This window comes from Actinomadura parmotrematis, from assembly GCF_019458805.1.
GTDB lineage: Bacteria > Actinomycetota > Actinomycetes > Streptosporangiales > Streptosporangiaceae > Spirillospora > Spirillospora parmotrematis.
Genome location: NZ_JAIBOA010000006.1, coordinates 15,652 through 37,545 on the forward strand (window position 1 = coordinate 15,652; position 21,894 = coordinate 37,545).

At 73.8% G+C, this 21,894-nt stretch carries 19 protein-coding genes and 1 tRNA gene; 7 read left to right on the forward strand and 13 right to left on the reverse strand.

Going from position 1 to position 21,894, the window contains the following annotated elements:
• The first annotated feature begins 71 nt into the window (after positions 1-71).
• Entirely contained in the window at positions 72-743 is a 672-nt protein-coding gene (locus tag K1Y72_RS10865; protein ID WP_220165729.1) for a rhomboid family intramembrane serine protease, read from the forward strand.
• Here the strand turns inward: K1Y72_RS10865 and K1Y72_RS10870 are convergent.
• The 4 genes from K1Y72_RS10870 to K1Y72_RS10885 form a co-directional block, all read right to left on the reverse strand.
• Entirely contained in the window at positions 712-1,410 is a 699-nt protein-coding gene (locus K1Y72_RS10870; protein ID WP_308287001.1) for an ABC transporter ATP-binding protein, read from the reverse strand. The genes K1Y72_RS10865 and K1Y72_RS10870 overlap by 32 nt on opposite strands.
• Positions 1,407-2,360, reverse strand: a complete 954-nt coding sequence (locus tag K1Y72_RS10875; RefSeq protein ID WP_308287002.1) for an ABC transporter ATP-binding protein — start codon at positions 2,358-2,360, stop codon at positions 1,407-1,409. Before K1Y72_RS10875 ends, K1Y72_RS10870 begins: the two co-directional genes overlap by 4 nt.
• Complete coding sequence (locus K1Y72_RS10880; RefSeq protein ID WP_220165731.1) at positions 2,357-5,038, reverse strand: FtsX-like permease family protein; 2,682 nt, start codon at positions 5,036-5,038, stop codon at positions 2,357-2,359. Before K1Y72_RS10880 ends, K1Y72_RS10875 begins: the two co-directional genes overlap by 4 nt.
• Before the next feature lie 492 nt (positions 5,039-5,530).
• On the reverse strand, positions 5,531-8,713 hold the full coding sequence (locus K1Y72_RS10885) for an FtsX-like permease family protein (RefSeq protein ID WP_220165733.1): 3,183 nt from the start codon (positions 8,711-8,713) through the stop codon (positions 5,531-5,533).
• 246 nt (positions 8,714-8,959) lie between these two features.
• On the opposite strand from K1Y72_RS10885, the gene K1Y72_RS10890 reads away from it, so the two are divergent.
• On the forward strand, positions 8,960-9,922 hold the full coding sequence (locus K1Y72_RS10890; RefSeq protein ID WP_220165735.1) for a DUF5954 family protein: 963 nt from the start codon (positions 8,960-8,962) through the stop codon (positions 9,920-9,922).
• Between the two features lie 24 nt (positions 9,923-9,946).
• On the opposite strand, the gene K1Y72_RS10895 is transcribed toward K1Y72_RS10890, so the two are convergent.
• From K1Y72_RS10895 to K1Y72_RS10905, 4 genes are all read right to left on the reverse strand, one after another.
• Positions 9,947-10,969, reverse strand: coding sequence for an LLM class flavin-dependent oxidoreductase (locus K1Y72_RS10895; RefSeq protein WP_220165737.1), 1,023 nt, complete (start codon positions 10,967-10,969; stop codon positions 9,947-9,949).
• Between the two features lie 322 nt (positions 10,970-11,291).
• Complete coding sequence (locus K1Y72_RS36180) at positions 11,292-11,417, reverse strand: hypothetical protein (protein ID WP_258572275.1); 126 nt, start codon at positions 11,415-11,417, stop codon at positions 11,292-11,294.
• A 352-nt stretch (positions 11,418-11,769) separates the two neighbouring features.
• Positions 11,770-11,979: a DUF397 domain-containing protein gene (locus tag K1Y72_RS10900; protein WP_220165739.1), complete on the reverse strand. Its 210-nt coding sequence runs from the start codon at positions 11,977-11,979 to the stop codon at positions 11,770-11,772.
• Positions 11,972-12,835 (reverse strand): helix-turn-helix domain-containing protein, encoded by an 864-nt coding sequence (locus tag K1Y72_RS10905; RefSeq protein WP_220165741.1) that lies wholly within the window; start codon positions 12,833-12,835, stop codon positions 11,972-11,974. The genes K1Y72_RS10900 and K1Y72_RS10905 overlap by 8 nt, the downstream gene beginning before the upstream one ends.
• A gap of 266 nt (positions 12,836-13,101) precedes the next feature.
• Here K1Y72_RS10905 and K1Y72_RS10910 point away from each other — a divergent pair, with 266 nt between their 5' ends.
• The 3 genes from K1Y72_RS10910 to K1Y72_RS10920 are packed head-to-tail and all read left to right on the forward strand — an operon-like array spanning position 13,102 to position 14,008.
• A complete protein-coding gene (locus tag K1Y72_RS10910; protein WP_220165743.1) occupies positions 13,102-13,467 on the forward strand; it encodes a hypothetical protein in 366 nt (121 codons plus the stop codon).
• The gene (locus tag K1Y72_RS10915) at positions 13,467-13,694 is read left to right on the forward strand and encodes a hypothetical protein (RefSeq protein ID WP_220165745.1); all 228 of its coding nucleotides are present in this window, start codon (positions 13,467-13,469) and stop codon (positions 13,692-13,694) included. The genes K1Y72_RS10910 and K1Y72_RS10915 overlap by 1 nt, the downstream gene beginning before the upstream one ends.
• On the forward strand, positions 13,691-14,008 hold the full coding sequence (locus tag K1Y72_RS10920) for a hypothetical protein (protein ID WP_220165747.1): 318 nt from the start codon (positions 13,691-13,693) through the stop codon (positions 14,006-14,008). The genes K1Y72_RS10915 and K1Y72_RS10920 overlap by 4 nt, the downstream gene beginning before the upstream one ends.
• A 468-nt stretch (positions 14,009-14,476) precedes the next feature.
• Here K1Y72_RS10920 and K1Y72_RS10925 read toward each other — a convergent pair.
• Positions 14,477-14,550: transfer RNA gene (locus tag K1Y72_RS10925), tRNA-Pro, on the reverse strand.
• A 110-nt stretch (positions 14,551-14,660) separates the two neighbouring features.
• Complete coding sequence (locus K1Y72_RS10930; RefSeq protein ID WP_220165749.1) at positions 14,661-15,587, reverse strand: metallophosphoesterase; 927 nt, start codon at positions 15,585-15,587, stop codon at positions 14,661-14,663.
• Between the two features lie 79 nt (positions 15,588-15,666).
• On the opposite strand from K1Y72_RS10930, the gene K1Y72_RS10935 reads away from it, so the two are divergent.
• Entirely contained in the window at positions 15,667-16,122 is a 456-nt protein-coding gene (locus K1Y72_RS10935; RefSeq protein WP_220165751.1) for a GatB/YqeY domain-containing protein, read from the forward strand.
• 66 nt (positions 16,123-16,188) lie between these two features.
• Here K1Y72_RS10935 and K1Y72_RS10940 read toward each other — a convergent pair whose 3' ends face one another.
• Positions 16,189-18,429 (reverse strand): penicillin-binding protein, encoded by a 2,241-nt coding sequence (locus K1Y72_RS10940; RefSeq protein ID WP_220165752.1) that lies wholly within the window; start codon positions 18,427-18,429, stop codon positions 16,189-16,191.
• Positions 18,430-18,900: 471 nt separating this feature from the next.
• Here K1Y72_RS10940 and K1Y72_RS10945 point away from each other — a divergent pair, with 471 nt between their 5' ends.
• A complete protein-coding gene (locus K1Y72_RS10945; RefSeq protein WP_220165753.1) occupies positions 18,901-19,230 on the forward strand; it encodes a WhiB family transcriptional regulator in 330 nt (109 codons plus the stop codon).
• Positions 19,231-19,554: 324 nt separating this feature from the next.
• On the opposite strand, the gene bagB is transcribed toward K1Y72_RS10945, so the two are convergent.
• Together bagB and bagA are read right to left on the reverse strand one after the other, a co-directional pair.
• On the reverse strand, positions 19,555-20,703 hold the full coding sequence (bagB, locus tag K1Y72_RS10950; protein ID WP_220165754.1) for an ATPase BagB: 1,149 nt from the start codon (positions 20,701-20,703) through the stop codon (positions 19,555-19,557).
• Positions 20,703-21,698, reverse strand: a complete 996-nt coding sequence (gene bagA / locus K1Y72_RS10955; protein WP_308287003.1) for an ATPase BagA — start codon at positions 21,696-21,698, stop codon at positions 20,703-20,705. Before bagA ends, bagB begins: the two co-directional genes overlap by 1 nt.
• Positions 21,699-21,894: the final 196 nt, after the last annotated feature.

The following is a 21,894-nucleotide window of genomic DNA, read 5'->3' on the forward strand; positions in this document are numbered from 1 at the left end:
TGACATCCGTACCGCCCGCGTCCGTACGGACGGCTCTGCCCGCGCCGCCGCTCTTCCGCGAGAGTCAGAGCATGCAGACGACCCGACGGCGCCCGCCCCTGCTGACGGCGCTCGTGTTCGCGGCCACCGCCTCCGTCAACGCCGCCCAGCTCGCCCACCCCGGCCTGCTGGAACGCCTGGAACGCGCCCCCGCCGGGCTGCACGGCGACTGGTGGCGGACCTTCACCGCCCTGCTCGTCCAGGACGGCGGTGCGGCGGGCGCCGCCGTCAACCTGACGTTCCTGCTGCTCGTCGGCGCCGCCGCCGAGCAGGTCCTGACGCGCCCCCGCTGGCTCCTCCAGTACTTCGGGACGGGCCTGCTCGCCGAGCTCGCCGGCTACGCCTGGCAGCCGACCGGCGGCGGCAACTCGATCGCGATCTGCGGCCTCGCGGGCGGCGTCGCCGTCGCGCTGTGGCGCCGCGAGGCCGACCTCCCGCCCGCCGGCCCCGCCGTGGTCGCCGCCTGGGCCTGGCTGATGATCGGCACGCTCGGCGGAACCGTCTTCCCGCTCGCGGTCGCCGGCCTCGCCGTCACCGTCCCCCTGCTGGCCCGCGCCGGCGGCCGCGCCGGCCGCGCCACCACGATCGTCGTCGCGGCGGCGGGCGCCCTGCTCGCCGCCGCCCAGAACATCCACGGCGCCGCCCTCCTCATCGGCCTGGCCCTGGGGGCGCTCATCCGGCGGGGGACGGCGCCGAGGTCGTGAGGAGGCCGTCGTGCAGGGTCAGGACGCGGTCCGAGAGTCCGAGCAGGACCTGGTCGTGGGTCGCGGTGAGCACCGTGACGCCCTCGCTGCGCGCCACCGCCCGCAGCAGCGGCATGATCGCCGCGGCGGTCTCGGAGTCCAGCTGCCCCGTCGGCTCGTCCGCCAGCACCAGCCGCGGCCGGTTCGCGAGCGCCCGCGCGATCGCGACGCGCTGCCGCTGCCCGCCCGACAGCTCGTGCGGCCGCTGCCCGGCATGATCGGACAGCCCGACGAGCGCGAGCAGCGTCCGCACCCGCTCCGCCCGCTCGGCGGGCGCCGCCCGCGCCAGCCGGAGCGGCACCTCGACGTTCTCCGCCGCCGACAGCACCGGCAGCAGCCCGTGCGACTGGAACACGTAACCGATGACGTCCCGGCGCAGCTCGGCGAGCCCGCCCTCGCCGAGCGACGTCACCTCCCGGCCCGCGACCCGCACCGTCCCGGCGTCCGCCCGCTCCAGGCCGCCGAGCAGGTTCAGCAGCGTCGTCTTGCCCGCCCCCGACCGGCCCCGCAGCGTCACCAGCTCGCCCGCCGGCAGCTCGAACGACACCCCGCGGAGCGCCCGCACCTCCACCCGCCCGGTCCGGTAGGTCTTCGCGACCCCCTCCACCACGACGATCGGCTCGCTCACGGCCGCTCCTCCCGCTCGGGGCGGTCCGGCCAGACGCCCACATGGTCGGTGTCCAGGGTCAGCCGGACCCGGTCGCGCATCCCGAGCGGCCCGGTGAAGTCGCGCGGCAGCTGCACCCGCCCCGACCGGTCCAGCACCGCGTACTCGGTGCTCACCCGCGCCCCGTCCCGCTCGGCCCGGCGGATCTCGCTCGCCGTGCGGCCGTCGCGGATCGCGACCGTCCGGTCCACCTGCTCGGCGACCTGCGCGTCGTGCGTGACGATCACCGTGGTGGTGCCGAGCTCCCGGTTGACGTGCCGCAGCGCGTCGAACACCTCGCCCGCCGTCGCGCTGTCCAGCTCCCCGGTCGGCTCGTCCGCCAGCACCACCTGCGGCCGGTTCGCGACCGCCACCGCGATCGCGACGCGCTGCTGCTGCCCGCCCGACAGCTCCGCCGGGCGCCGCCCCGCGAGATCGGCGACGCCGAGCACGTCCAGCAGCTCGGCGGCGCGCTCCCGCCGCCCCTTGCGGCCCGCGAGCCGCATCGGCAGCTCCACGTTCTGCCCCGCCGTCAGGTACGGCAGCAGGTTGCGGGCCGTCTGCTGCCACACGAACCCGACCTGCTCGCGGCGGAACCGCAGCCGCTCCTTCGCGCCCATCGTCAAGAGGTCGGCGCCCGCCACCCGCGCCACCCCCGCCGTCGGCACGTCCAGCCCCGACAGGATGTTCAGCAGCGTCGACTTGCCCGACCCCGACGCGCCGACGATCGCGACGAGCTCGCCCGGCTCCACCAGCAGGTCCAGGCCCTGCAGCGCGACGACCTCGACGCCCTCGGTCTTGTAGATGCGCACCAGGCCGTCGCAGACGATGTGCGCGCCCTCCCCGTACGCCGGGCCGGACGCGGTCGCGCGCCGCTCCAGCTCGGCGAGGTCGGGCTCGGCCTCGGCCTGCCCCATCGACGGTTCGGTCACCCCTCGTCCTCCGTTCTCAGCACGGCGCCCAGCCTGTCGCGGGCGTCGAAGGCGGCGTCCACCGCGACGGCCGCCGCGGCCGCCAGCAGCAGCGCGCCGCCGAGCACCGCCGACGCCACCGGGTCCACCGCGAACGCCGGCACCGTGAACCCGGCCGTGTAGGGCCGCAGGTCCACCAGCGGCCCGGCGATCACCGGCAGCAGGACGCCGAGCGCCCAGCCCGCCACCGCCGCCACCAGCAGCACCGGCGCGACCTCCATGACGGCGAGGGCGCGCCGCCCCCGCCGCCCGAACCCGAGCACTTGCAGATGCGCCACCGACCGTGCGCGCGCACGAGCCCCCACCACCAGCATCAGCCCGACCGTGAGGATCCCGCAAAGCGCCGCAGCGACCACCCCGTCGCGGAACGCGTCGTGCACCACCGCGATCAGCGGCAGCGCCGCCAGCTCCCGGTGAGCGTCCGCGCGGGTCCGCACCGTCAGCGTCGCCCGCGCCCACTCCGGCGTCACCTCCGCCGCCGCCGCGCGGAGCGCCCGCCCGTCGACGTGCTCGCCCGCGGCCAGCACCATCGTCGGCGGCGCCTGCCCGGCGATCGTCCGCGACGACTCCAGCGTCCCGTACGGCACGATCACCAGCGGGTCGCCCGGCGGCTGCCCCGGGAAACCACGGGCGGGCGTCACCGTCGCCAGGTCCACCGTCACCGCGTCCTGCTGGCTCAGCACGTACGGGCCGCCCCCGCCGCCGGCGTCCCGCAGCGCCGCGGGCGTCGCGAGCGCGCCGCCCTTGGCCCCGCCCACCGGGACGAACTCGCGCGCACCGCCCGCGAGGCGCCGGTAGGCGGCCAGATCGACCTGCACGACGGTGACCTGCGCGCCCGACGTGAAGCTCGCCCGGGTCTTCAGGTTGGCGTTCGCGACGACCTGCGCGCCGATCGCGTCCGTGACCCCCGGCACCCTCTTGACGCGGTCGACGGCGTGCAGGTCCAGGCCGTCCGCCGCGACCACCGCGTCCGCGCCGACCTTCTGCCACGCGGCGCGCTCCTGGCCCTCGCCGAGCGCCAGCCGGACGCTCGCGGTGAACCCCGCGAGCGCCGCCGCGAGGAGCAGCACCACCAGCGGCAGCGCCGACACCAGGCCGCCGCGCGCGGCCCGCGCCACCCCGAGGAACGCGACCGCCGACCGGCCGCGCCGCAGCGCCCGCGCCAGCAGCCGCAGCGGGAACGGGTAGACGTGCAGCACGACCAGCCCCGCCGCGACCGCGAGCAGCACCGGCATCGCCGACACCAGCGGATCGGCGCCGAGCTCGGCCTGCCCGGCCGCGCCGCGCTGCCGCGCCACCACCGCCGCGGCCACCGCCAGCACCGCGACCAGCGCCTCCAGCACCAGCCGCCGCCGCGACGGCCGCGCCGTGTCCTCCGCCCGCCGGGGCGGCGCCGGCCGCCCGCCGTTCGCGCGGACCGCCAGCACCGGCGGCAGCGCCACCACCAGCGCCGCCACCGCCACGACGAGCGGCACCGCCGCACCTGGCAGCGTCCCCGCGACCGCCGTGCCGACCAGCAGCCCCGCCGCCGCGCCCGGCACCACGCCGAGCGCCGCGAGGCCCGCCGACGGCACCGCGAGCTGCCGCAGCGACGCGCCCCGCGCCCGCATCAGCGCCAGCGACGGCCGCAACCGGTCCGCCAGCAGCCCCGCCACGAGCAGCCCCGCACCCGCGCCGAGCGCCACCAGGCCGCCGGTGACCAGGCCGATCAGCACCTTCGCCGTCCGCAACTGCGCCAGATGCGCCGCGACGCGCTCGTCCAGCACCGTCACCACCTGGAGCCCGCCCGCCTGCCCCGCCACCGCCGTCCGGAACGCCTGCACGTCACCCGGCAGCCGCGCCGCCCGGTCGTTCGTCACCTCGCCCGGCCGCGCCGGGAACCGCCACGAGTAGACGAGCGCGTGGTTCACGCCGGCGGTGAACGCCCGGTAGGCGCCCGCGTCCATCAGCAGCCCGATCCGGTCGGCCAGCGTCCCCTCCCGGTCGAAGACCACCTGCTGCGCCTTCAGCAGCCCGCCGTTCACCGCCCAGAACGGATCCCTCGCGTCCACCGGCGCGTACAGCCCCGACACCCGCACCCGCTGCGCCACCGGCGGCTGCCCGAGCGGCGGCTTCTCCTCGGCCACCTCCAGCGTCGACCCGACCCGGTACCCGAACGCCGCCGCGTCCGCCGCCGACATCGCCACCTGCGGCAGCCCGTCCCGCGACGCCGCCGGCCCGCCCGCCACGAACCGCACGCGCCGCGCGGCGTCCGGCGACCACTCCAGCTGCGCCAGCCGCGGCTTGGAGAACTCGCCCGCGACCCCGAACCGGCCCGTCGTCACCGCCGCCTCCGGCGCCCCGACCACCGAGGCGAGCGTCCGCGGCAGCGCCCCCCGCCACACGCGCGTCCGCGCGTCGAGCGTCCGCTCGTCCGGTATCACCGTCCGCCCCGTCCGCGACTCGGCGTTGCCGGTCACCACGACGTCGGTGCCCCGCACCGCCGCCACGGCCGCCCGGTCGTACCCGTCCTCCAGCGCCGCCGGCACCAGCACCGCCGCCAGCGCCGCCACGAACGCCGCCACCGCCAACCCCACCACCGGAGCCCACTGCGCTCTACCCATGGCCTCGCTCCGCTCGGCGGCGAGCGGGCGCTTCACGCGCCGTCTTCCCTCGTCGCTCCAGTCGCAGGCTCCCTACGCTCCTCAGTCCAGACGACGCGCGCCCGCTCGCTCTACCCATGGCCTCGCTCCGCTCGGCGGCGACGGCCGCTTTGCGCGGCGGCTTCCCTCGTCGCTCTGGTCGCTTCGCTCCCGGCGCTCCTCAGTCCAGCCACCGCGCGGCCGTCGCTCGTACTCATGGCCTCGCTCCGCTCGGCGCGGGCGCTTCACGCGCCGTCTTCCCTCGTCGCTCCAGTCGCAGGCTCGCGGTGCTCATCTGCCTCGCCTCCGCTCGGCGGCGGGCGGCCGCTTCACGCGCCGTCTTCCCTCCTCGCTCCGGTCGCAGGCTCCCTGCGCTCGTCAGTCCAGACGACGCGCGGCCGCCCACGCTCCTCAGTCCAGACGACGCGCGCCCGCTCGCGGTGCTCATGGCCTCGCCTCCGCTCGGCGACGGCCGCTTTGCGCGGCCGCTCGCGGTACCCGACCGCCGGCTCACAGCGCGTCCCCTTCCCGCAGGTCGGCGCCGAGGCCGCGGCGGCGCAGGGCCGCGATCAGCGGGGCCAGCACCAGCGCCAGCACCGCCGTCACGCCCGCCGCCATCGCCGCCACCAGCGGCCACGGCACGATCAGGTCGGCCGGCGGGTACGGCTCGCCCGCCTGCACCGTCAGCACGATGTGCGGCACGTCCAGCCACGCCACCACCAGCCCGAGCAGCAGCCCGCCGAGCACCCCGACACCGACCAGGAACGCCTGCTCGACCGCGAGCATCCCGGCCACCTGCCCCGGCCGCACGCCGAGCGCCCGCAGCACGGTGAACTCCCGCCCCCGCTCCTGCACCGCCACCGTCGCGTTCACCGTGAACGCCACCACCGCGAACGCCAGCGCCGCCACGAACCCCAGGATCAGCGCGCCCTGCAGCGCCACGCCGAGCGGCGCGTCCCGCAGCTCGTGCCGGAGCGCCGCCCGGTCCGCGAGCACCTCGCCGCGCGAGCGGTCCGCCGCGACCGCGGCCGCCGCCGGGCCCGTCCGGCCGCCCGCCGCCGCCATCCACCACTCGGTGACGCGCGTCGTGCCCGGATCGGCCGCCGCGACCGCGGCGCGGTGGTCGGCGAGCGCCGGCAGGTCCACCAGCACCCCGAGCCGCCCCGCGACCCCCGGCAGCGCCGGCACCACCCCGACGACCCGCACCGGCTGCGACCCGTACGCGGTGCCGACCGTCACCGTTCCGCCCCGCTTCACCCGCGCCCGCTCAGCGAGCCCGGCGGTCACGACGCCCGCCACCGGCGCCGGCGTCGACACCGACCCGGCCTCCGCGTGGGCGGGCGGCGCGGCCGTGGTCAGCATCGCGTGCGCCGTCGCGCCCGTCGTCGCCGCCCAGCTCTCCTGCCTGCGCTGCCCCACCGCCGGGATCCGCATCCGCAGCACGTCGCCCGCGGGCAGCGACCGCTCCCACACGGGCTTCGGCGGCTGCGTCTCCCACAGTCCCGTGTTGTCCACGAACACGTCCTGGCCCGCCCCCGCGGGCGGCCTCGCCGCGCCGCCGTCGCCGCGCAGCGCCGTCACCTCCAGGGTGATCGTCCCGTCGTTCGGCGCGTTGTCGTCGTAGGGGAAGTGCATCCCGCGCAGCGCCAGCGGGAACGCCGTCCCGGCCGCCACCGGCACCGCCACCGTCCGCGTCCGCCCGTCCGCGCGGATGCCCTTCAGGTCGGCGCGGAACGTGTGCCCGCGACCGTCGACCATCGTCGCCCACACCGCGATCGGCCCGCCGGCCTTCCCCGCCGCCCGCACGTCGAAGCGCAGCTCGCGGGGCCGCCCCGGCACCACGGCCAGCGCGGCCCGCTGGGAGTCAGGCAGCTCGCCGAGCCGCAGGTCGCGCTCCAGCGACGGCCGGACGCGGAGCAGCGGCGCGAGCCGCCGGGCGTCCACCGCGAGCAGCGCCGCGGTGTCGGTACCGACCTCCACGTCCTGCCGGTACACCCCGGCGAGCCCCGTGACTCCCGGCAGCGTCGCGTACCGCGACGCGGACGCCGCCCCGGCTCCGCCCTCGTCGGGCACCGCGACCCGCAGGTCCGTGCCCGCCTGGAAATCGGCCTGGTCGAGCTGCGACGACCGCCAGGTCGCCATCGTCGTCACCGACAGCACCCCGACCGCCATCGCCATGATCAGCAGCAGGGCGGGCCCGGTGTAGCGCAGCCGGCGCCGCCCGACCTGCCGCGCGCCGAGCGCCGCCGCGAGCCCCCGCCCGCGCGCCGTCGCGAGCTCCACGAGCCGCGACGTCGCCGGGACCAGCCGCAGCAGCAGCGTCCCGCCCGCGAGCAGCGCGAGCGCGGGCGCCGACACGATCAGCGGGTCGATCGACCCCGTCGCCGCGCCCCCGTACCGGGTGAGCTGCCACACCCCGATCCCCGCCACGACCAGCAGCGCCAGATCGGCGCCGGTGCCGCGCAGCGCCCCGCGCCGCGGCCGCCCGATCCCGCTCTGCGCCTCCACGAACGTCCGCGACGCCCCGTTCAGCGTCGGCCCGGCCAGCAGCAGCGCGCAGACCACCGCCGCCGCCACCGAAACGACCCACAGCGGCCCGAGCGGCCCGGCGTCCAGCCGCAGCCCCGCCGCCCGCACCGCGGGCGTCCGCCCCGCCAGCGCCAGCAGCGGACCCGCGAGCAGCGGCCCGAACAGCGCGCCCGGCGCCGCGATCAGCAGCCCCTCCGCCAGCGTCAGCCCGCCGATCTGCCGGAGCGACGCGCCGCGCGTCCGCAGCAGCGCCACCTCCGCCCGCCGGTGGTCGGCGAGCAGCCGCGCCACCAGCACCAGCGCGTACCCGGCGAGCAGCATGAGCTGCAGCACCGGCATCAGCATCGTGGACCGCGCGACGAGCACCGCCCGCCCGAGCTGCTCGGTCTGGTCGGGCAGCCCCGTCACCGTCCGGTAGTCGGGGTCCTGGACGGCCGCCGCGCGCCGCCCGAGCGCCGTCAGCCCGCCCGCGTCGATCCGCCCGAGATCGGGCAGCACCTTCCAGCGCACCTCGACCGGCGCCGCCGTGAACCGCCGCGCGAACACCTCCGGCCGCACCACCAGCGGCCCGTACGTCGTGTACCCGAGCCGCTCGACGCCCTCGACGGCGAGCCGGTCGTCCCGCCAGAAGTAGTCGTCGGACCGCGCCGAGAAGATCCCGCTGACCCGCACCTTCACCACGGACGACCGGTCGACCCGCCCCCGCAGCGTCAGCGTGTCCCCGACGCCCAGCTTGAGCGCCTTGGCGGCGCCCGACGGCACCACCGCCTGCACATCGGCGCCCGCCGCAGGCCAGCTCCCCGCCACCAGCCGCGCGTGAGCTTCGATCCCCCCGTAGGTGGCGAAGACCGTCAGATCGGGCTTGCTCCCCCCGCCCGGCAGGGCGTACGAGTCGCTCCGCGCGCTCGCCGAGATCGACAGCGGCACGTCCCGGTACACCGGCTTCAGCAGCGCCCGCACCTTGCCCTGCGCCGCGTCCCACCCGCCGCCCGGCACGGTCGCGGTCACCCGCGTCCCCACCCGGTCGAAGTCGGACCGCTCCAGCGTCCGCCGCAGCCCGTCCCGCGTCACCGACCCGCTGTACCCGACCAGCGCGGCCAGCACCGTCGCCGCGAACAGCACCGTCGCGCACGCGGCGAGCACCACGGCCCGGTCCCGGACCATCCTCCTGGCGACAAACCCTGGCTGCGACATCCCCAGGGATCATCCAGTAAGTCCCAGGTCAGGACAACCTTCCCGAGTCCCTATCTTCTCCCCGCGAACTCCCTACCTCCCCCCGCCGACCCCTCTTGATCTTGTGCGATGGCCCCCGCCCGTCCGCAACCGGCCACTTCCCGGCAAGGCGTGACGCACCCCCGCGATCCGCCGTTGCCCCACCGTCCGGACGCCCCTGCGGCGAGGATCGCGCGTATGGGCTTTCCGTTGATGAAAGGCTTCGACCACATCCAGGTGGCCGCCGACCTCGACCCGGTGGCCGCGGCCCGCGACGCCGAACTGGGCGAGCGGATGCGGGCGTTCTCGAAGCTGTTCCCGGCCGACAAGCCGGACTTCGGCTTCGCGATCCAGACCGGCGGCGAGTGGCGGATCGGCCACGTCGGCTGCAACGACCCGCAGGGCACGGGCATCTCCCTGGCCGCCCACCTGCGGCTCTCCGCCCGCGAGGAGCCCGACCCCAGGACGGCCGCCGGGCTGAACGCCGTCGCGCGGAAGCTGGACCCCGAGGACGGCAGGCCGTCCGGCAAGGGCGAATGGGAGATCGGCGACCGCCGCTACCGGCGCATCCGGATCGAGCGGGTCACCCTCATCCACCGCGACAAGGGGATGGAACCGCCCCGCGCCACCGACACCGACCCGCCCGACGAGGCGCGCCTCCTGCACGACCACCCCATCGACCCGACCGCCCCCTGCGGCCAGTGGGACGCGCAGCTCCGCCTCAACCTGGCCGGCTACCGGCCGATCCCCGGCCTGCTCCCCGAGGACGTCGAGCTCGACGCCCGCCACGCCGTCACGGCCTGCCCCGGCATCGTCGTCCTCCCGCCCGACTTCACGGTCGTCGAAGTCCTCGCCCCGGGCAGCTGGAAGCCGTTCACCAGCGGCGAGGGCCCGGGCCTCGCCCGCGACGCCCTCGCCGGCTACTTCACCGAGGTCCTGCCCCGCCTCCGCGAGTTCCAGGGCGACCCCCCGACCCCCGACGAGCGCGAGCGCTGGGCCGGGGCCGCCGCCGCGATCCGCGACGCCCCCGGCCCCGACTTCCACGCGGACGGCCGCCACTTCCGCACCGTCCGCGTCATCCGCTTCCTCCGCCTCGGCCGCGACGGCCCCGAGGGCCTCCGCCCCACCGACCCCGACCAGTACGACTGGACCCCCGAATAGCCCGCCCACGCCGGTGAACGGCCGTCAGCGCCAGCCGAGTTCGGGCGCCACGTGGGTCAGGATGCTCTCCAGAACGTGGGCGTTGTAGTCGACCCCGAGCTGGTTGGGGACGGTGAGCAGCAGGGTGTCGGCGGCCTGGACGGCCTCGTCCTCGGCGAGCTGCTTCACCAGCACGTCCGGCTCGGCCGCGTACGAGCGCCCGAAGATCGCCCGGGTGCTCTCGTCGATCATCCCGATCTGGTCGCCCGAGTCGGCGCTGCGCCCGAAGTAGGCACGGTCCAGGTCGCTGGTCAGGGCGAAAATGCTCCGGCTGACCGACACCCGCGGCTCCCGCTCGTGCCCGGCGTCCTTCCACGCCTGCCGGTACGCCTCGATCTGCTTGCGCTGCTGCACGTGCAGCGGCTCGCCCGTCTCGTCGTTCTTGAGCGTGGAACTCTGCAGGTTCATACCCAGCTCGGCCGCCCACACGGCGGTGGCGTTGGAGCCCGACCCCCACCAGATGCGGTCGAGCAACCCCTCGGAGTGCGGCTCAACACGCAGCAGCCCAGGCGGATTCGGGAACATCGGCCGCGGGTTCGGCTCGGCGAACCCCCGTCCCCGCAGCACCGTGAGCAGCACCTCGGTGTGCTTGCGCGCCATGTCGGCCTCGGTGTCGCCCTCCGACGGCTCGTACCCGAAGTACCGCCACCCGTCGACGACCTGCTCGGGCGATCCCCGGCTGATGCCGAGCTGCAGCCGCCCGCCGGAGATCAGGTCGGCGGCGCCGGCGTCCTCGGCGAAGTACATCGGGTTCTCGTACCGCATGTCGATCACGCCCGTGCCGATCTCGATGCGCGACGTCTTCGCGCCGATCGCCGCGAGCAGCGGGAACGGCGAGGCCAGCTGCCTGGCGAAGTGATGCACCCGGAAGTAGGCGCCGTCGGCGCCGAGCTCCTCGGCCGCCACCGCGAGATCGACCGACTGCAACAGCGCATCCGCCGCCGACCGCGTCCGCGACCCGGTGCCGTCACTCCAATGCCCGAACGAAAGAAACCCGATCCTCTTCACACCCACCCCAACCACCCCCGCACCCGCAAGATTCCACCCGCCCCGCCCGCCCAAGACACCGCAACCTCTTCCAGCCGGACTGCACCCACGGCTGTAAAACCCTGGTTCACCAGGCGCGTCTCATCAGTGCTGTATCGGCGGGACGTCGGCATCGACATGTCGGCACGAAAGATAGGAGCGGAATGAATCTGAGAAAGGCGAGCGACGCAGGGAGGGACTTCCCCTACACGGCACAGACGACGTGCTACGTGGAGGTCCATAAGACGGCACCGTCACCCAGGGCGGAGGCGCGGGCAGCTACCGGCGAGCCCTCAGCGGAGATTCACGACTCTTCGCGGCGTGGCCCGGCAAGTGGCGGACCGACCTGTTCGCCATCGACGACCTCGACGCCTACGCCAAAGCGCTCGGCATCGTCCACGACAACGAGCGGACCGGTCTCGAAGAGCACGAGCACCAGGTCCGCTGGGAGACCGACGAGTTCGGGGGCAAGACGACCGGAACGTGGATCGGTATCAAGGTGCACCTCGACTGCGGCTGCGAGATACGCGAACTACGGACGTTCGCCGAGCAGATGCGACGGCAACGGCGTTGGAATATCGCCGCCGGCAGTGGCTGGGGAAGCAGCGGCAACGCTGACGGCAGCGTGCGTGTGTACTCGATGCGAGCCCTGCGCTCCAGCCTGAAGTGACGGGGAGACCGGTCGGTAAGGGTTTCGGAGGCGGTCGGCGTCTAGCACGCCCGGCGTGAGAGGGGCAGGACCCCGGCTGCGGCGTGCCGGGGTTCGCCGTTTTCGTTTGCGGTCAGGCGTTCTCGATGGTCCGGACGCGTGCGGTGAAGGCGTTCCAGACCGCGGGCGAGAAGGCGAGCGCGGGACCGGTCGGATCGACGCTGTCGCGGACCGCGATCACGGGAGCGATCGGCGCGACTTCGACGCAGGCGTCATTGCCCTCTGCCGAGTGGCTGCTCTTCCGCCATGCAGCCGAGGCCGGGGCGACAGGGAAGCTACGCATTTCGATACTCCTTGGCTACGGCGTCGATAAGGGCTGCCGACTCCTTCACGGACAGCGCGGCACTCGCGATGCGATCAAAGGTCACGTTACAACGCCGTACCTGGGCGATGTCTTCGATGTACATCGATCCTGCCGGAGTCTCCACATAAGCGGTATCCAGCTCGACAGCGGCGGAGAACTCGAACAGGATCATCGCGCCCGCACCGATCGCCGGGTACTGTCCTGCGGCGGTCGGCACGACCCGGATACAGACGTTCGGGCGCCGACCTGCTGCGAGCAGGGCGCAAAGCTGGTCCGCCATGATGGCCGGACCGCCGACGGGACGATGAAGGACCTCCTCGGCGAGGACGACGTCCAACCGGGGAGCGTTCTGCCGGGTGAGGAGGGTTCTGCGCGTCATGCGGGCCTGGACGCGCCGGTCGATGTCGTCCGGGTCGTCGTGTCCGGCCGCCATGATGGCGCGAGCGTAGTCCTCGGTCTGGAGCAGACCGGGCACGAGCTGGATCTGCCAGCTTCGAATGATGTCGGCGGCGTCCTCCAGCTCGGCGTACGAACCGGCGAGGACGTCGCCGTATGCCGCCCACCATCCACGCTGACCGCTGCGGACATCGCGAGCGAGCTTGACCAGCGCCAGTTTGATCGCCTCGTCGGGCGCGCCGTAGGTCGCCAGGATCTTCCCGACGTCCTCGACGCTCGGCATGATCGTCGCGGTCTCGATGCGGACGAGCTTCGTTCGACTCCATCCGATCGCGCCGGCGGCGGCCTCGGGCGCGAGGCCGGTGGTCTGCTCGCGCAGGCGGCGGAGTTCCGCTGCGAGCCGCCTGTGTCGGCTGGTGGGGCCGTGCTCGATGGGCATGAAACGGATTATGGCCGTGATCACACGGTAATGATGTGGCCACTTTGGGTCACCGTTGTTATTAACAAGTGCTGGATGCTGGCACTAGTTCGAGTCATCCTGTCGGTCAGGTGGAGTTGAGGCCACCTGTCGCGCGATCACCTCGGCTGCCTGTGGGCGCCCCGGCGCAGCGCGGTCCAAAAAGAAGCGGCCCTGCGCACGTCGGTTCCCCGGTGTTGCAGCACCGGAGGCGTGCGCAGGGCCTTGATCGGATGGAGGTCCGATCCGTGCCGCAGAATATCGCCGCGCCCTTCACCGGGCTCGGGGACATCGACATTGACGCCGTGCTCGCCGGGCTTCGCGATGCCCATCCCGGCGTCGTGCTCTGGTACGGCGAGTACACCGGGGCGTTGTGGGCCTACGCCGGCGACCGGCTCGTCGAGGCGGACGACGCGGAGGGTCTCGGGCGCGGTATCGCCGCCGCGTCGCCGCCCGTCCGCACCACCGTTCCCCGGTCCGTGGCGGCCGGGGCGACCGGTCGTCCCGCGCGTCCCGTGGCGCCGGTGCGGCGTGCGGCATCCCGGGGCCGCCGCTCGCCCTGGTGGCGTCGCCTCGCCGCGCGGTTGCACGGCGCCCGTCTGGTCGCGGCCTGATGGACGGCGCGACCGGCCCCTACGACAGCACCGAGCAGCGCGACATCGCGGCCCGCGTCCAGGAGCATTACGGCCTGAAGATCTGGTGGGGTGCCTGGACCGGGCGCTACTGGGCCTTCGTGCCCTGGGGCGCATGGGGGTGCCTCGTCGAGGGCCGCACACCCGAGGAACTCCTGGCCCGCGTCGCCGAGCGGCGCGCCGAACTGCAGGCCAGGAGGCGCGGATGAACGACCTCGATCACCTCGCCGGCCTCGCCTCCGCGCTCGTCCGCGCGCGGCGGCCGTTCGCCGCGACCGGGACGGACGGCCTGCCCGCCCTGCGCCTCTGGGACCCCGCGACTCCCCGCGTCGGGATCCACGTCGTCGCCGCCCCCGACCGCGCCGGAGCCTGGTGGTTCTGGGCGAGCGTCGGCGTGCCCCTCGCCCGCTGCCACGATCTCGACACCGCCGTCGAGACGATCACGGACGCCCTGGCCTCCCCGGCGGACCTCCTGCTCGCCGCCCGCGACCACGCCCGCGCCCGGCGGCCCAGGATCGTGTGAGCGCGTGCCGGCAACCGGCCGCAGGGCGGTAGGCGCAGCCCGAACGCGCCAAGGCGCGCCGGCGGACGCAGCGGTACGTCCGCCCACGCCCGGCCCCGGCGATGACCGGCTGGTCACGCGAAGTTGAGATGCGGCGTGTTGGGCACTTGGAAGATCGAAAATGGCCAACACGCCGCATCTCAACGAGTGATGACCGGGCGGTCATTGTCGAGGGTGAGGTGGTGAGGGGATGGCGGGACGGCTATCGGCGGGCGGGCCTGGCCAGGGGGTGGGCGATGCGCTGAGGGTGGAACGGGGGGTGGGTACCGCTCGGTGCCGCGCGGCGCGGTGCCCGAGCGGTACAGCGCGGCGTCGCACCGAGGGGTGTGGTGCCCGAGGGGTGTGGTCATGACGCATCAGTGACGCAGGAACGCACAGAGGCCCTTGCCTCTGTGCGAGGAAAGGGCCTCTGATCTGCTGCTCAACCTGTCGGGGTGGCGGGATTTGAACCCACGACCTCTTCGTCCCGAACGAAGCGCGCTGCCAAGCTGCGCTACACCCCGGTTGGTGGCTGCCCGGGAGTCGTACGTCTCTCCCGGCGCCGTGGACTACTTTAGCGGATGCCGGGGAGTGGTGCGTCCCGTTATCGGACCGGCACGGTCCGGGCGTCCCGTCAGGGGCGCGGGACGAGGGTGAGCAGGGACGCCTCCGGGGGGCAGCAGAAGCGGAACGGGGCCGTCGGGGACGTGCCGAGGCCCGCCGAGACGTGCAGCCAGGAGCCCTTGTGGCGGTGCAGGCCCTTGACGCGCGGCCGGTCGATGCCGCAGTTGGTGGCGAGGGCGCCGTAGAAGGGGACGCAGACCTGGCCGCCGTGGGTGTGGCCGGCGAGGAGCAGGTCGTAGCCGTCGGCGGCGAAGCGGTCCATGTTGCGGGGCTCGGGGGAGTGCATGACGCCGAGGTGGACGTCGGCCTGCGGGTCGACGGGGCCGGCGATGCGGTCGTAGCGGTCGCGGCCGATGTGGGAGTCGTCGATGCCGCCGAACTCCACGTCGAGGGCGCCGACCTTCAGGCGGCCGATCTTGTTGTTGAGGTCGAGCCAGCCCGCGGCCTGCAGGGACGAGCCGAGCTCGCGCCAGGGCAGGTCGGGGTCGCGGTCCAGGCGCGGCTTGTAGTCCTTGCCGCTGGTGCGCCACAGGTAGCGCAGCGGGTTCTTGAAGACCGGCGCGTACAGGTCGTTGGAGCCGAACACGAAGGCGCCCGGGCGGTCCAGGAGGGGGCCGAGGGCGTCGAGGAACGGGCCGATGGAGTCGCGGTGCGCGAGCGCGTCGCCGGTGTTGACCACCAGGTCGGGCTCCAGCGCGTCCAGCGACCGCACCCAGTGGATGAGGCGCTCCCGGTTCGGGGTGAGGTGCGCGTCCGACAGGTGCAGGATCTTGATGGACGGCCGGCCGGCGGCCAGCACCGGCACCTCGAAGCGGCGCAGCCGGAACCAGTTGCGCTCGATGACCGAGGCGTACCCGAACGTGGCGGCGCCCGCGCCGGCGAGGCCGAGCGGCACCGCGAGAAGCTTTCGCACGGTTCTCCTTCCCGAGGACACCATCGTCCCAGAAGGCCGGGCCGCCGCCGAATCGCGGGTAATCCCGGTGAGCCGGGCCCGCCGGTGCGGGCATGATGTGACCATGAGTGCCCTGAAGGAGAAGCTGGAAACCGACCTTTCGACCGCGATGAAGGCCCGCGACGAGGTGCGCACCCGCACCCTGCGGATGGCCCTCACCGCGGTCAAGAACGAGGAGGTCTCCGGCAGGCAGGCCCGCACGCTGAGCGACGACGACGTCGTCAAGGTGCTCGGCCGCGAGGCCAAGAAGCGCCGGGAGGCCGCGACGGCGTTCGCCGACGCCGGGCGCGCCGAGCAGGCGCAGGCCGAGCGCGACGAGAACGCGGTGCTGGAGGAGTACCTGCCCAAGCAGCTCGGCGACGCCGAGCTCGCCGCGCTCGTCGCGGACGCGATCGCCGAGAGCGGCGCCGCCGGCCCGCGCGCGATGGGGCAGGTCATGAAGGTCGTGAACCCGAAGGTGGCCGGCCGCGCGGAGGGCGGGCGCGTCGCCGCCGAGGTGCGCAAGCAGCTCGGCGCCTGACCGGAGGACGCGGAACGGCCCGGCACCCCGCGCGGGGTGCCGGGCCGTTCGCGCGCCGTCAGCGGGTCAGAACGGCCACTGGAAGCCGCGGCCGTCGCGGCCGTCCCCGCCGTCGCCGCCGTCGCCGTCCGGCTTCGGGCCGCTGCTCATGTAGATGGTCACGGTGGTGCCGAGCTCGGTCTCGGTGCCGGCGTCGGGCGACGTGGACGCCACCGTGTCCTTGGGCTTGTCGGAGGAGACCGGCTTCGGCGACACCCGCACCTGGAGGTCGGCGGCCTTCAGCCGGGCGGTGGCCTCGCCGACCGACAGGCCGGTGACGTCGGGGACCTCGGTGACGTCGCCGAAGTCCTCGGTCGGGGTGGAGAAGCCCGGCGACGGCTTGCCCTTCAGCGCGCCCTGCAGGCTCTGCTGCCAGATCGAGGCGGGCTGGTCGGCGCCGAACACGTTCACCGGGTACTTCCAGGGGCCGCGCGGGTCCCAGTAGGCGACGGTGGCCGCCATCGTCGGCGTCATGCCGGCGAACAGGGCGCAGGTGTGCTCCTCGCAGGTGCCGGTCTTGCCGGCGGCGGGGCGGCCGATGCTGCCGATCCGCTTGGCGGTGCCCTTGGTGAGGACGCCCTCCAGGATCTGGTTGACCTTGTCGGCGACCGGCTCGTCCACCGCCTGCTTGCAGCTGGACTTGGGGACGTCCAGGCGCTTGCCGGTCGCGTCGGTCACCTGGAGGATCGACACCGGCGTGCAGTACTTGCCGCGCGCGGCGAACCCGGCGTAGGCGGCCGACAGGTGCACCATGTCGATCTCGTTGGTGCCGAGGACCTGCGAGGGGACCTCCAGGAACGGCTGCCCGTCGGCGCGCTTGATGCCGAACCGCTTGGCCATCTGGATCGAGTCGCAGAGCCCGACGCGCTTCTCCAGCTGGGCGTAGAAGGTGTTGACCGAGTGCCAGGTGCCGGTCTTCAGGTCGTAGCCGCCGGCCTCGGCGGGGTCGGAGTTGCTCGGGCTGAACGGCGCGACCGGCTGGCCCTTGCAGTTGGTCATCCCCGACACCGTCGTACGGCTGCCCGAGTTGATCGTGGTGCTGACCGGGATGCCCTCGTCCAGCGCCGCCGCCAGCGTGAAGATCTTGAAGGTGGAGCCGGCCGACACGCCGCCGCTGCCGCCGTGCTGGTTGTCGGCCGCCAGGTTCAGGGTGGTGCGGCCCTTGCCGGGCCCGTAGCGCTTGCTGAGGCCGATCGCGCGGACGTAGCCGGTGCCGGGCTCGACCATCGCCTCGGCGGCGACCCGGTGGCCCGTCGGCGACACGTAGGCGCGGAGCGCCTTGTCGGTGGCGCGCTGGGCGGTCTGGTCGAGCGTGGTGCGGATGGTGTAGCCGCCGCGGTTCAGCTTGTTGACAACGGCCTGCTGCTCCTTCGGCTTCATCGACCAGTACTTGCCGTCGGACAGGATGTTCAGCATGTCGTAGCGGACGTACTCGCAGAAGTACGACGCCTCGCTGCTCTCGCAGCCGCCCGCCGGCTCGGTCGGGTTCAGCTTGATGGGCTTGGCCGCCTCGGCGTCCGCCTGCGCCGTGGAGATGTGCCCGAGCTGCGCCATCCGGTACAGGACGACGTCGCGGCGCTTGCGCGCGTCGTTGGGGTTGCGCGTCGGGTCGTAGGCGTTGGGGTTCTGGGTGATGCCGGCGAGCAGCGCGGCCTCGCCCAGCGACAGCTTGGTGGCGGGCTTGCTGAAGTAGCGCTTGGACGCGGCCTGGACGCCGTAGGCGCCGGCGCCGAAGTAGGCGATGTTGAGGTAGCCCTGGAGGATCTCGCCCTTGGTCATCCGCTGCTCGAGGTCGAGCGCGTAGCGCAGCTCGGTGAGCTTGCGCCCGACCGTCGGGGCGGTCGCCTCGGCGTACTCCTCCTTGGTCTTGGCGCCGTCGACCAGGATGTTCTTGACGTACTGCTGGGTGAGCGTCGAGCCGCCCTGGGTGTTCTCGGACTCGACGTTGCTGGCGAGGGCGCGGATGGTGCCCTTCAGGTCCAGCGCGCCGTGCTCGTAGAACCGCGAGTCCTCGATGTCGACGATCGCCCGCTGCATGATCGGCGCGACCTGGTCGAGCCGCACCGACTCGCGGTAGCGGTCGAAGAACGTGGCGATCTGCTTGCCCTTGGCATCGGTCACCACCGTCTTCTCCGACGGGGGCGCCGTCTTCAGCCGGCTGTCCATGTCCTGGAAATCGTTGGCGGCGTTCCGCGCCGACAGCCCCGCGCTCCCGATGCCGGGCAGGGCGATGAAGGCCACCAGCACGCCCGCAACGACCCCCGCCACCAACAGCCGGAACAGCGTGGAGAAGGCGTTTCCCCGACCCTCATTCGCATCCTGCACGGGCCCTAGGGTACGCGGGAGGAGCAGTGCATACGGGACAGGTCCCCCCTGCGGCGTGCTGTTTTGGCCGGAACCCGGGCGAGCCTTCACCTGCGGGACGCTCCGGGAACGCCTCCGGAGGGACTCCGGGAAGGGCCGCCGGAACGGATTCGAATGATCTTCGGTCGCGGTGACAACCGGTGCGCGAGACGGGGCGTCCAATACATGCGAGGCGCCGCGCCCGGTTGAGGTGACTAGTCCGTTCCCGTGGCATGGTCCCACCGGGCTATATCGAGAATAGGCCCATGGGGGGCTGTTGAATCGCCTCTCGCTTCCGTAAGTTCTTCCCCACGGCTTTCGTTTGGCGGCCTGACGTCCGCGCCCGTCCGGCCAAGGAGCGCAAATCGACACAGACCCTAGGGGAGTGGGGCCAAGATGTGGATCACGGATTGGACCGCCCGCGCCGCCTGCCGTAACGCGGATCCGGACGCCCTGTTCGTGCAGGGAGCGGCGCAGAACCGGGCCAAGCTCATCTGCCGCGGCTGCCCGGTGCGCACGGAGTGCCTGGCCGACGCGCTGGACAACCGGATCGAGTTCGGTGTCTGGGGCGGGATGACGGAGCGCGAGCGACGGGCCCTGCTGCGGCGGCGGCCCGATGTGCAGTCCTGGCGCGAGCTGCTGGAGACCGCCAAGGAAGAGTACGAGCGGTCGGCGGACGTGGACGCGGACGTCGAGGTGGACGAGGAAGAGCTCGTCGCGAGCTAGGCCGCCGCGGCGCCCGCCGGTCCCCTGTGCGAGCGGGGGACGGACCGCGGGCGGCCGGCCGGGCCCGGCAGGGGCCCGGACGAGGTGAAGCGGCGATACGGGCCGCACCGGGAACGGTGCGGCCCGTATCCGCGCGCCTGCTCTCCCTTGTTTCGGTCGCGTTAATTCACTGTTCAGGTTGGACCGAAATCCGGACTGGCCGCATCCGGCCATGGCTCTCATGTTTAGCTTGGAGCGTTCCAAAGCGGACCGGCGACGTGATCACCGCAGCCCCGCTGCCCGCCTTTCCGGAAAGCGTCCGGAAAGGCGGGAAAAGCGGAGGTCTCAGGCGGCGGGTTCGGCGGGGGCGGCGCCGAGGGACAGATCCTCGCCGACGCGCCGCAGCCCCTCCAGATCGTGCACGTCCTCGGCCTGCGCCGGGACGGCGGTGACCGGAACATTCGGATGCGCCGACGTGAAGCGCGCGCGCAGCCGCTCCTCGCGCGCCGCGAGCTGCATCCGGTCGGTGTGCATGCGCAGCAGCGCGGACGTCAGCGGATGCTCGCCGCGCTCCTCAAGGTTCTCGGCGGCGGCCTGCGCGCGCGCGGCCGACAGCGACGGCTCGCACTCGTGGACGCGGTTCACGACGAGGCCGGCGAGCGGCATGCCCTCCTGGGCGAGCCGCTCCACGAAGTAGGACGCCTCGCGCAGCGCGTCCGGCTCGGGGGCGGCGACGACGAGGAACGCGGTGCCCGGCGTCTGGAGCAGCCGGTAGGTCTTCTCGGCGCGCTCGCGGAAGCCGCCGAACATGGTGTCGAAGGCGGCGACGAACGTCTGCACGTCGCGCAGGAGCTGCACGCCGAGGACCTTGTTGATGACGCCGGTGAACATCCCGAACCCGGCGGAGATGACCTTGACGCCGAGGCGGCCGCCGGACTTGGCCGGCGCCGCGAGGATCTTCATGAACCGGCCGTCCAGGAACCGCCCCATCCGCTCGGGCGCGTCCAGGAAGTCCAGCGCGTTCCGGGACGGCGGGGTGTCCACGATGATCAGGTCCCAGGCGCCGGAGCGGTGCAGCTGGCCGAGCTTCTCCATCGCCATGTACTCCTGCGTCCCCGACAGCGAGGACGACAGCGACTGGTAGAAGGGGTTGGCGAGGATCTGCCGGGCCCGCTCGGGGTCGGAGTGCGCCTCGACGATCTCGTCGAAGGTGCGCTTCATGTCGAGCATCATGGCGTGCAGCTCGCCGTCGCCCCCGACCTCGATGCGGCGCGGGTTGTTGTCCAGCTCCGACAGGCCCATGGACTGCGCGAGCCGGCGGGCCGGGTCGACGGTGAGGACCACCGCGTCGCGGCCGCGCTCGGCGGCCCGCACGCCGAGGGCGGCGGCGGTGGTGGTCTTGCCGACGCCGCCGGAGCCGCAGCAGACGATGATCCGCGTGCCGGGGTCGTCCAGCAGCGCGTCGACGTCGAGGACGGGCGGGGCGGTGGTCATCAGGCGGCTCCCTGCTCGCGGAGGGCGCGGGCCAGCTCGTGCAGGCCGGCCAGGTCCATGCCGTCGGGCAGCAGCGGCAGCGCGTACCGGGGCTGCTCGACCGTCTCCAGGCGCTCCTTCTCGCGGGCCTGCAGCGCGGTGCGGCGGGCGTGCTCGGTGCCCTCGGCGGCGAGCACGCCGGCGATCTCGGCGGCGTCGCCCTCCAGCCCGGCGGCCTTGACGCCCTGCACGATCTCGCCGGTGTCCAGCTCGCCGAGGGCGGCGGCCGCGAGGTCCTCGGGCGGCAGCAGCGGCGCGTGCTCCATGTTCACGAAGACGCCGCCGACGGGCAGGCCCACCTGGCCGAGGTCGTGGATGCCGTCCATGGTCTCCTGGACGGGCATCTCCTCCAGCAGCGTCACGAAGTGCACGGCCGTCTCGGGGCTCCGCACGACCTTCATGACGGTGTCGGCGTGGTTGCGGATCGGGCCGACCTTGGCGAGCCCCGACACCTCGTCGTTGACGTTGAGGAACTTGGTGATGCGCCCGGTCGGCGGGGCGTCCATCACGACCGCGTCGTAGACGAACGCGCCGTCCTTGCGGCGGCGGCGGACGGCCTCGCTGGTCTTGCCGGTGAGGATGACGTCGCGGAGGCCCGGCGCGATGGTGGTGACGAAGTCGACCACGCCGAGCTTGGACATCGCCTTGCCGGCCCGCTTGAGGTTGTAGAACATCTCCAGGTACTCGACGAGCGCCTCCTCGGTGTCCACCGCCAGGGCGTACACGTCGCCGCCGTCGGGCGCGACCGCGACGCGGCGCTCCTCGTAGGGCAGCGGCGGCACGTCGAAGAGCTGGGCGATGCCCTGCCGCCCCTCGACCTCCACCAGGAGCACCTTGCGCCCGCCCGCCGCGAGGGCCAGGGCGAGGGCGGCGGCGACGGTGGTCTTGCCGGTGCCGCCCTTGCCGGTGACCACATGCAGGCGTACGCCGTCCCAGTCGGTGTCTCTCGCGCTCACCTGATCGACCATATCGTTCGCTCAGCAAGGACTTTCAGAGGGCTTCGGCTCTCCTGCAAGTGATTCCTGACACGGTCCTCGCCGCCTCCGGGAACGCCCCCGTGCCGTTGTCTCCGGCGTGCCCGGGGAGTTGGGTGGGAAACGTGCAACCGCCCTCCGCCGGAGAGCGTCGCACCGGGAGCGGGTACAACAACCC

What these genes read in the sequence shown, in the direction of transcription:
- K1Y72_RS10865 (WP_220165729.1), top strand. Translation starts at nt 72, where the DNA reads ATGCAGACGACCCGACGGCGCCCGCCCCTGCTGACGGCGCTCGTGTTC.
- K1Y72_RS10885 (WP_220165733.1), bottom strand. Translation starts at nt 8,713, where the DNA reads ATGGTCCGGGACCGGGCCGTGGTGCTCGCCGCGTGCGCGACGGTGCTG.
- K1Y72_RS10890 (WP_220165735.1), top strand. Translation starts at nt 8,960, where the DNA reads ATGGGCTTTCCGTTGATGAAAGGCTTCGACCACATCCAGGTGGCCGCC.
- K1Y72_RS10900 (WP_220165739.1), bottom strand. Translation starts at nt 11,979, where the DNA reads ATGCGTAGCTTCCCTGTCGCCCCGGCCTCGGCTGCATGGCGGAAGAGC.
- K1Y72_RS10905 (WP_220165741.1), bottom strand. Translation starts at nt 12,835, where the DNA reads ATGCCCATCGAGCACGGCCCCACCAGCCGACACAGGCGGCTCGCAGCG.
- K1Y72_RS10915 (WP_220165745.1), top strand. Translation starts at nt 13,467, where the DNA reads ATGGACGGCGCGACCGGCCCCTACGACAGCACCGAGCAGCGCGACATC.
- K1Y72_RS10920 (WP_220165747.1), top strand. Translation starts at nt 13,691, where the DNA reads ATGAACGACCTCGATCACCTCGCCGGCCTCGCCTCCGCGCTCGTCCGC.
- K1Y72_RS10930 (WP_220165749.1), bottom strand. Translation starts at nt 15,587, where the DNA reads ATGGTGTCCTCGGGAAGGAGAACCGTGCGAAAGCTTCTCGCGGTGCCG.
- K1Y72_RS10935 (WP_220165751.1), top strand. Translation starts at nt 15,667, where the DNA reads ATGAGTGCCCTGAAGGAGAAGCTGGAAACCGACCTTTCGACCGCGATG.
- K1Y72_RS10945 (WP_220165753.1), top strand. Translation starts at nt 18,901, where the DNA reads ATGTGGATCACGGATTGGACCGCCCGCGCCGCCTGCCGTAACGCGGAT.
- bagB (WP_220165754.1), bottom strand. Translation starts at nt 20,703, where the DNA reads ATGACCACCGCCCCGCCCGTCCTCGACGTCGACGCGCTGCTGGACGAC.